The 264-nt window shown below is 43.6% G+C and carries 1 protein-coding gene; it reads left to right on the top strand.

The features are described 5' to 3' along the window. Positions 1-264 (top strand): RNA-guided endonuclease InsQ/TnpB family protein (locus ACQRCC_RS15620; RefSeq protein WP_427851664.1); only part of this gene is annotated, 264 nt, incomplete at both ends.

The following is a 264-nucleotide window of genomic DNA, read 5'->3' as shown; positions in this document are numbered from 1 at the left end:
ACGGCTGAACAGAGAGCAGCGAAAGCTGTCACGTTGTAAATGTGGAAGTTCGAATTATCAGAAACAGAAGAAAAAGGTGGCACTCTGCCATGAGAAGGTCAAAAACCAGAGAAGAGACTTTCATCATAAGTTGAGCCGAAAACTGGCTGATGAGTATGATGTAGTTGCTGTCGAAGATCTGAACATGAAGGCAATGAGCAGGTGTCTGAATTTTGGGAAGAGTGTTGCGGATAACGGTTATGGAATGTTGCTGAACATGCTCAA

Source organism: Sporofaciens sp. SGI.106, from assembly GCF_050314255.1.
In the GTDB taxonomy this organism is placed as follows: domain Bacteria; phylum Bacillota; class Clostridia; order Lachnospirales; family Lachnospiraceae; genus Claveliimonas.
The sequence above is the reverse complement of the archived record's forward strand: the minus strand, read 5'-3'. Positions and strand labels throughout refer to the sequence as shown.